This is a genomic window from Halorhodospira neutriphila (assembly GCF_016584055.1).
In the GTDB taxonomy this organism is placed as follows: Bacteria; Pseudomonadota; Gammaproteobacteria; order Nitrococcales; family Halorhodospiraceae; genus Halorhodospira; species Halorhodospira neutriphila.
Map to the genome: position 1 here is coordinate 1 of NZ_NRSH01000147.1, position 4,999 is coordinate 4,999.

The 4,999-nt window shown below is 73.6% G+C and carries 6 protein-coding genes; 3 read left to right on the forward strand and 3 right to left on the reverse strand.

Going from position 1 to position 4,999, the window contains the following annotated elements:
* A partial coding sequence (locus CKO13_RS10545) for a uracil-DNA glycosylase (RefSeq protein ID WP_200260636.1) occupies positions 1-554 on the forward strand: 554 nt, incomplete at its 5' end.
* A 29-nt stretch (positions 555-583) separates the two neighbouring features.
* A complete protein-coding gene (rimI, locus tag CKO13_RS10550; protein WP_242468005.1) occupies positions 584-1,003 on the forward strand; it encodes a ribosomal protein S18-alanine N-acetyltransferase in 420 nt (139 codons plus the stop codon).
* 25 nt (positions 1,004-1,028) lie between these two features.
* Here the strand turns inward: rimI and CKO13_RS10555 are convergent, their stop codons facing one another.
* The 3 genes from CKO13_RS10555 to CKO13_RS10565 are packed head-to-tail and all read right to left on the reverse strand — an operon-like array spanning position 1,029 to position 4,533.
* The gene (locus tag CKO13_RS10555; protein ID WP_200260656.1) at positions 1,029-3,788 is read right to left on the reverse strand and encodes a valine--tRNA ligase; all 2,760 of its coding nucleotides are present in this window, start codon (positions 3,786-3,788) and stop codon (positions 1,029-1,031) included.
* A 14-nt stretch (positions 3,789-3,802) separates the two neighbouring features.
* Positions 3,803-4,105: a hypothetical protein gene (locus CKO13_RS10560; RefSeq protein ID WP_200260659.1), complete on the reverse strand. Its 303-nt coding sequence runs from the start codon at positions 4,103-4,105 to the stop codon at positions 3,803-3,805.
* Complete coding sequence (locus CKO13_RS10565; protein WP_200260662.1) at positions 4,102-4,533, reverse strand: DNA polymerase III subunit chi; 432 nt, start codon at positions 4,531-4,533, stop codon at positions 4,102-4,104. The genes CKO13_RS10560 and CKO13_RS10565 overlap by 4 nt, the downstream gene beginning before the upstream one ends.
* Before the next feature lie 134 nt (positions 4,534-4,667).
* Between CKO13_RS10565 and CKO13_RS10570 the strand changes: the two genes are divergently transcribed.
* A complete protein-coding gene (locus CKO13_RS10570) occupies positions 4,668-4,964 on the forward strand; it encodes an LptF/LptG family permease (RefSeq protein WP_242468006.1) in 297 nt (98 codons plus the stop codon).
* Positions 4,965-4,999: the final 35 nt, after the last annotated feature.

The following is a 4,999-nucleotide window of genomic DNA, read 5'->3' on the forward strand; positions in this document are numbered from 1 at the left end:
GGCTCGGCTGGGAGGACCTGGAGCAGGCGGTGGCCGGGTGCCGGCGCTGCCGGCTCTGCGAGGGGCGTAACCGCACCGTCTTCGGCGCCGGCGACCGCGGGGCCGACCTGGTGGTCGTCGGCGAGGGGCCCGGGGCCGAGGAGGACCGCCGCGGGGAGCCGTTCGTCGGCCGCGCCGGGCAGCTCCTCGACGCCATGCTCGCGGCCATCGGCCGCGGCCGGGAGCGCGGCGGCGTCTACATCTGCAACATCGTCAAGTGCCGGCCGCCGGGCAACCGCGATCCGCGCCCCGACGAGGTGGCCGCCTGCGCGCCGTACCTGCGCCGCCAGCTCGAGCTCCTGCAGCCGCGCGCCATCGCCGCCCTCGGCCGCGTGGCGGCGCAGCAGCTGCTCGAGACCAGCACGCCGCTGGGCAAGCTGCGCGGGCGCGCCCACACCTACGCGGATACCGGGATCCCGGTGTGGGTGACCTACCATCCGGCCTACCTGCTCCGCTCCCCCGGCGAGAAGGCGAAGGCATGGCAGGATCTGAAGCGGATCCGCGGGGCCCTGTAGCCGGCCCGGCCGGCCCCCGCGTACGGGCGATGCGCGGGGCCGACGTGCCGGCGGTGCTCGCCATCGAGCGCCGCGCCTACGACTACCCGTGGAGCGAGCGGATCTTCCGCGACTGCCTCGCCGCCGGCTACACCGGCCTCGTCTACGCCGACGGGCGCCCCGAGGCCTACCTCTTCCTCGACTTCGGCGTCGGCGAGGCGCATATCCTCAACCTCGTCGTGGACCCCGGCCGGCAGCGCCGCGGGCTCGGGGGGCTGCTGCTCGAGACGGCCCTCGAGCGCGCCCGGGGGCGCGGCATGGAGACGCTCTTCCTCGAGGTGCGCCCCTCCAACGGCCCGGCCTGCCGGCTCTACCAGCGCTACGGCTTCAACGAGGTGGGCCGCCGCCCCGGCTACTACCCCGGGGCGAGCGGGCGGGAGGACGCCCTGATCATGGCGCGGGTCGTCTAGCCGGCCTCCCGCCGCCGCGCCCCGCCTAGAGGGAGCGGATGCGCGCCTCCTGCTCGGCGACGCGCTCGAGGGCCTCGCGCACCTCGGCGAGCTTGGCCCGCTCCTTGTCCACCACTGCCGCCGGCGCCTTGGCCCGGAAGCCCTCGTTGGCGAGCTTCTGCTCGGCGCGCTCGATCTCGCCCTCGAGCCGGGCGCGCTCCTTGCCCAGGCGGGCCAGCTCGGCCTCCTTGTCGACGAGCCCGGCCATGGGCACCCGCACCTCCATGTCGCCGGCGAGGGCGAGGGCCGACTCCGGCGCGTCCGCCTCGTCGTCGAGGATCTGCACCGACTCCAGCCGGGCGAGGGCGGTGAGGAAGGCGCGGTGGCGCTCCAGGCGCTGGCGGTCGGTGGGGCTGACGTTGCCGAGCAGCACCGGCACCGGGCGGCTCGGCGAGATGTCCATCTCGCCGCGGATGCGCCGGACGCCGAGGATGACCCGCTGCAGCCAGGCGATCTCCGCCTCGGCCTCGGCGTCGCGGCGCGCCTCGTCGGGCTGCGGGTAGGGCTGGCGCATGACCGTCTCGCCGGCGATGCCGGCCACGGGGGCGGCGCGCTGCCAGATGGCCTCGGTGATGAACGGCATCAGCGGGTGGGCCAGGCGCAGCAGCTCCTCGAGGACCCGGATCAGGGTCTGCCGGGTGCCGCGGGCCTGGGCCTCGCTGCCCTCGCGCAGGGCGGGCTTGGACAGCTCCAGGTACCAGTCGCAGTACTCGTCCCAGGTGAACTCGTAGATCGCCTGGGCGGCGACGTCGAGGCGGTAGTCGGCGTAGGCCTGGCGGACGGTGGCGACGGTCCGCTCGAGCCGCGAGCGGATCCAGCGCTCGGCGGCGCCGAGCTCGACGGCCTCCCCGGCCGCGCCGCAGTCCTGCCCCTCGGTGTTCATGAGCACGTAGCGGGCGGCGTTCCAGAGCTTGTTGCAGAAGTTGCGGTAGCCCTCGACGCGGCCGAGGTCGAAGACCACGTCGCGGCCGGTGGTCGCCAGCGAGGCGAAGGTGAAGCGCAGGGCGTCGGTGCCGTGGGCCTTGATGCCCTGCGGGTAGTGGCGCCGGGTCATCGCCTCGATGCGCTCGGCGAGCTGCGGCTGCATCATGTCGGCGGTGCGCTTGGCGACCAGCGACTCGAGGTCGATGCCGTCGACGATGTCCAGCGGGTCGAGGACGTTGCCCTTCGACTTGGACATCTTCTGCCCCTCCGGGTCCCGGACCAGGCCGTGGATGTAGACCTCGCGGAAGGGCACGTCGCCCATGAAGTACAGGCCCATCATGATCATCCGGGCGACCCAGAAGAAGATGATGTCGAAGCCGGTGACCAGCACCGAGGTGGGGTAGAAGGCGCGCAGCGCCTCGGTCTGCTGCGGCCAGCCCAGCGTCGAGAAGGGCCACAGGGCCGAGGAGAACCAGGTGTCGAGGACGTCCTCGTCGCGGCTCAGGGCGGTCTCCGGGCCGAGGCCGTGGCGCCGCCGGACCTCGTCCTCGCAGCGGCCGACGTAGACGTTGCCCCGCTCGTCGTACCAGGCCGGGATGCGGTGCCCCCACCAGATCTGCCGGGAGATGCACCAGTCCTCGATGTTGCGCAGCCACTCGAAGTAGGTCTTCTCCCAGTTGCCGGGGATGAAGCGGATGCGCCCCTCCTCGACGGCCGCCATGGCCGGCCGGGCCAGCGGCTCGGCGCGCACGAACCACTGCCAGGTCAGGTACGGCTCGATGGCGGCGCCGCTGCGGTCGCCCCGGGGGACCATCAGGCGGTGCTTCTCGACGCGGGCGAGGAGGCGCTCGGCGTCGAGGTCGGCGACGATCTGCTCGCGCGCGGCGTAGCGGTCGAGGCCGCGGTAGCGCTCCGGGGCGCTGTCGTTGATGTGGGCGTCCTCGGTGAGGACGTTGATCCGCGGCAGGCCGTGGCGCTCGCCGACGGCGAAGTCGTTGAAGTCGTGGGCGGGGGTGATCTTCAGGCAGCCGCTGCCGAAGCTCGGGTCGACGTAGTCGTCGCCGATGATGGGGATCTCGCGGCCGACCAGCGGCAGCCGCACGCGCCGGCCGATGAGGTGGGTGTAGCGCTCGTCCTCGGGGTTCACGGCCACGGCGGTGTCGCCGAGCATGGTCTCCGGCCGCGTGGTGGCGACGGTGACCGAGCCGTCGCCGTCGGCGAGGGGGTACTCCATGTGCCAGATGTGGCCCTCCTCCTCCTCGGAGGCCACCTCCAGGTCGGAGACCGCCGTGCGCAGGACGGGATCCCAGTTGACCAGGCGCTCGCCGCGGTAGATGAGCTCGTCCTCGTAGAGGCGCACGAAGACCTCGGTGACCGCCTCGGAGAGCCCCTCGTCCATGGTGAAGCGCTCGCGGCTCCAGTCCACCGAGGCGCCCATGCGGCGCAGCTGGTTCTGGATGGTGCCGCCGGACTCCGCCTTCCACTGCCAGACGCGCTCGAGGAAGCGCTCGCGGCCGAGCTCGTGGCGGCTCACCCCCTCGCCCTCGAGCTGGCGCTCGACGACCATCTGCGTGGCGATCCCGGCGTGGTCGGTGCCGGGCTGCCAGAGGGTGTTGTAGCCCGCCATGCGGTGGTAGCGGACGAGGGCGTCCATCACCGTGTCCTGGAAGGCGTGGCCCATGTGCAGGGTGCCGGTGACGTTCGGCGGCGGGATCATGATGCAGTACGGCTCGCCCTCGCCGGCGGGCCTGAAGTGGCCGGCCTGCTCCCAGAACTCGTAGAGCCGGGTCTCGATGGCGTTCGGGTCGTAGGTCTTCTCCATCGGGGCCTCGATCGTTAGTCGGAATCTTGTTCGGCGGGGCGGCGGGCCGCGCTCACCGCCTCGCGGAAGGCGTCGTCGACCGCCCGGCGGACGGGGCGCTGCGCCTGCTCGAGCGCCTCGGGCAGCCGGCGCTCGAGCTCGTCCCGGAAGCGCTCCGCCAGCGCGGCCTCGTCCACGCCCGGGCGGCGCGCGCCCGGCGGCTCGTCGGCCTCGCCCGGCCGCGGGTGCAGCCAGGGGCCGTTCTCCTTGCGGACCTGCTCGCCCGGGATGACCACATCGAACAGCGGCGGCGGCTGCGGCGCGTCCTCGGCGCTCATCGGCCCTTGCCCTGCTCGAGGTGGTGGGTGTGCGCCTCGGCGCCGGCCTCCCGGTACTGCCGGTAGCGCTGCCGGCTGGCCTGCAGCACCTCCGGGCGCTGGTCGACGATCTCGGCGAGGCGCTCGCGCCGGGACCAGCTCGCCGGCGTCGCGTCGGAGAGGTTGATCAGCACCTCGTCCTCGCCGTGCTCCTCGGTGCCGACGGCGATGGGCTCCCCCTCGCGCTCGGTGAGGCGGGCGTGGGGGACGAAGCTGCCCTGGCGGAAGGTCCAGAGCAGGGCGTCGAGCCGCTGGCACTGCGCCTCGTCGGCGGCGAGCAGCAGCGCCCGGTGGCCGCGCTCATAGGCCTTCTCGGCGAGCCGGCAGGCGAGGCGCTCGCGCTCGGCGGCGTCGGCGCCGGCGAGTATGTAGAAGTCCACGCGTGTCACGGGCCGCCGCGGGCCTCCTCGTCACTGGGCGGTCGCTGGGGTATGCTCGGCTGCGCTGTCCCGGGCCGAGCGCGTGCAGCGGGCCCTAGTCTACCAAAGGCGCGGGTTTCTCGAGCCACCTCCCAGGGAGACCGATGACGATCGGGCTGAGCCTCATCGACCGCTATCTGGTGCGCGAGGCGGCGTGGGCCGCCCTCGCGGTCCTGGCGATCCTCTTCGCCGTGCTCTCGGCCAACGAGCTCATCGACTACCTCGCCGAGGCCGCCAGCGGCCAGCTCCCCGGCGGCGCCGTCGCCGTGCTCATGGGGCTGCAGATCCTGCGCTACCTCGGCGTCGTCATCCCGGCGGCGCTCTTCCTCGGCGCCGTTCTCGCCCTCGGCCGCCTCTACCGCGACAGCGAGATGCCGGTGCTCGCCGCCTGCTGGGCGTAGGCCTCGGCGGTGTGGGTGGCCCACGGCGTCACGGC